The organism is Nocardia amamiensis (genome assembly GCF_015477605.1).
Taxonomy (GTDB): domain Bacteria; phylum Actinomycetota; class Actinomycetes; order Mycobacteriales; family Mycobacteriaceae; genus Nocardia; species Nocardia amamiensis_A.
The window spans coordinates 1-2,525 of sequence record NZ_JADLQX010000116.1 but is presented as its reverse complement, the minus strand read 5'-3'; the positions used below and the strand labels follow the sequence as shown (position 1 = coordinate 2,525).

Here is a 2,525-nt window from a genome sequence, read left to right as displayed (position 1 = left end):
GCGGGCGTCGGCCCGGAGTCGCTGGTCGCGGTCGGCATCCGCCGGTCGGTGGACATGCTGGTGGCGATCTACGCCACCATGACCGCGGGCGGCGGCTACGTGCCGATCGACCCGGACCACCCGGCCGAGCGCACCGACTACGTGCTGGACAGCTCGGCGCCGGTGTGCGTGCTGACCACCACCGCCGACAACGTCACCGCCGCGGGCATCCCGGTGCTCACGCTGGACACCCTGGACCTCAGCGGATTCGGCGACGGACCGGTCACCGACGCCGAGCGCCGCGCACCGCTGCGTGCGAGCAACACGGCCTACGTGCTCTACACCTCCGGCTCCACCGGCCGCCCGAAGGGCGTCGCGGTCAGCCATGCCTCGGTGGTCAACCAGATCGCCTGGATCACCGCCGAATACCGGATCGGCCCCGCCGACGTGATCCTGCAGAAGACGCCGGTCACCTTCGACGTGTCGGTGTGGGAGCTGTTCGGCACGCTGGCCGTCGGCGCCCGCATGCTGATCGCCGCGCCGGACGGCCACCGCGACCCGATGTACCTGTCGGAGATCATCGGACGCCACCGGGTCACCATGACCTCGTTCGTGCCGTCGATGCTCTCAGTGTTCGCCGGCGCCGCGTCCACGGCCGAATGTGCTTCGCTGCGTGCGGTTCTCGTCGCCGGTGAGGCGCTGCCGCCCGCGACCGTCACCGCGTTCCGGCAGTTCTCCACCGCCGCGGTGCACAACCTGTACGGGCCCACCGAGTTCACCGTGCACGCCACCGCGTGGCCGCTCAACGAGGTCGCGCCGACGACGGTGCCGATCGGCCGCCCGGTGTGGAACGCGCAGACCTACGTGCTGGACGAGGGCCTGAATCCGGTCCCGGTCGGCGTACCCGGCGAGCTGTACCTCGGCGGCGTGCAGACCGCCCGCGGCTACCACGGCCGTCCGGACCTGTCCGCCGAGCGATTCGTCGCCGACCCGTTCGGCGCGCCCGGCTCCCGCCTGTACCGCACCGGCGACCTGGTGCGCTGGGTGCAGCCGCGCGATCCGGAAGTCGGCAGCGCGGGCGCGCTGGAGTACATCGGCCGCACCGACTTCCAGGTGAAGTTCCGCGGCCAGCGCATCGAGCTCGGCGAGATCGAGGCCGCCCTGCTGGAGCATCCGGCCGTCACCCAGGCCGTGGTGCTGGTGCTGGACACGGTCGCGGGCGACCAGCTGGTCGCGTACGTGGTCATGGTCACGGACCAGACCGTGGAGGCGGTGGAGCTGACGAGGTTCCTTGCTCTGAAACTGCCCGCCTACATGGTGCCCTCGGCGATCGTGGTGCTGGAGGCGTTCCCGCTCAACGCGTCCGGCAAGCTGGACCGCAAGGCGCTGCCCGCCCCGGTGTTCGAGGTGCGCGAATTCCGCGCCCCGACAACGCCGATCGAGGAGATCGTCGCGCAGATCTTCGGTGAGGTGCTGGGCATCTCCCGCGTCGGCGTGGACGACGACTTCTTCGAACTGGGCGGCAACTCGCTGATCGCCACCCAGGTCGCCTCCCGCCTCGGCATCGCGCTGGACACCCGGGTGCCGGTGCGCATGCTGTTCGAGGCGTCCACGGTCGTGGCGCTGGCCGCGCGGGTGGAGTCGCACGCAGGCGACGGCGCGCGCAAGGCGCTGGTCGCCAGGCAGCGCCCGGAGCAGGTGCCGCTGTCGCTCGCGCAGCAGCGGATGTGGTTCCTCAACCGGTTCGACACCTCCTCGGCGGTTTATAACATAGCCATTCCTATCCGGCTGTCCGGTGACCTGGACATCGCCGCGCTGCAGGTCGCGGTCATCGACGTGATCGACCGGCACGAATCGCTGCGAACGGTGTTCCCGGAGACCAAGAGCGGCCCGGTACAGGTGGTGCTGGACGCCGCGCAGATCGTGCCGGACCTGACCCCGGTGCCGGTGACCGAGCACAACCTGATCGATCACCTGGTCGAGCTGGCCTCGATGGCGTTCGACGTGACCAGCGAAGTACCGCTGCACGCACGGCTGTTCGAGATCAGCGAGACCGAGTACGTGCTCGGCATGGTGGTGCACCACATCTCGGCCGACGGCTGGTCGATGGGTCCGCTGGCCCGCGACGTCATGGTGGCGTACGCCGCCCGCACCTCGTGGGAGGCCCCGGCCTGGTCGGCGCTGCCGGTGCAGTACGCCGACTACGCGCTGTGGCAGCGCGAGGTGCTCGGCGCCGAGGACGACCCGAGTTCGCTGATCTCCAACCAGATCCGCTACTGGACGCGCGAACTGGCCGATCTGCCGGACGAATTGGTGCTGCCGTCGGATCGGCCGCGCCCCGCCGTCGCCTCCTACCGCGGCGGCACCTACCCGTTCGTGATCTCCGGCGAGACCCAGCGCGCCCTGGTCGAGCTGGGCCGCAGGCACAACGCCTCGCTGTTCATGGTGCTGCACAGCGCGCTCGCCGTACTGCTGGCGCGGGCCAGCGGCACCAGCGACATCGCCATCGGCACGCCGGTCGCCGGTCGCGGCGAGGCCGCGCTGGA

General features: G+C 70.7%; 1 protein-coding gene. It reads left to right on the top strand.

Features of this window, described 5'->3' with window-relative positions; all coding sequences use genetic code 11:
- Nucleotides 1-2,525 (top strand): non-ribosomal peptide synthetase (locus IU459_RS36910; protein ID WP_195134216.1); only part of this gene is annotated, 2,525 nt, incomplete at both ends.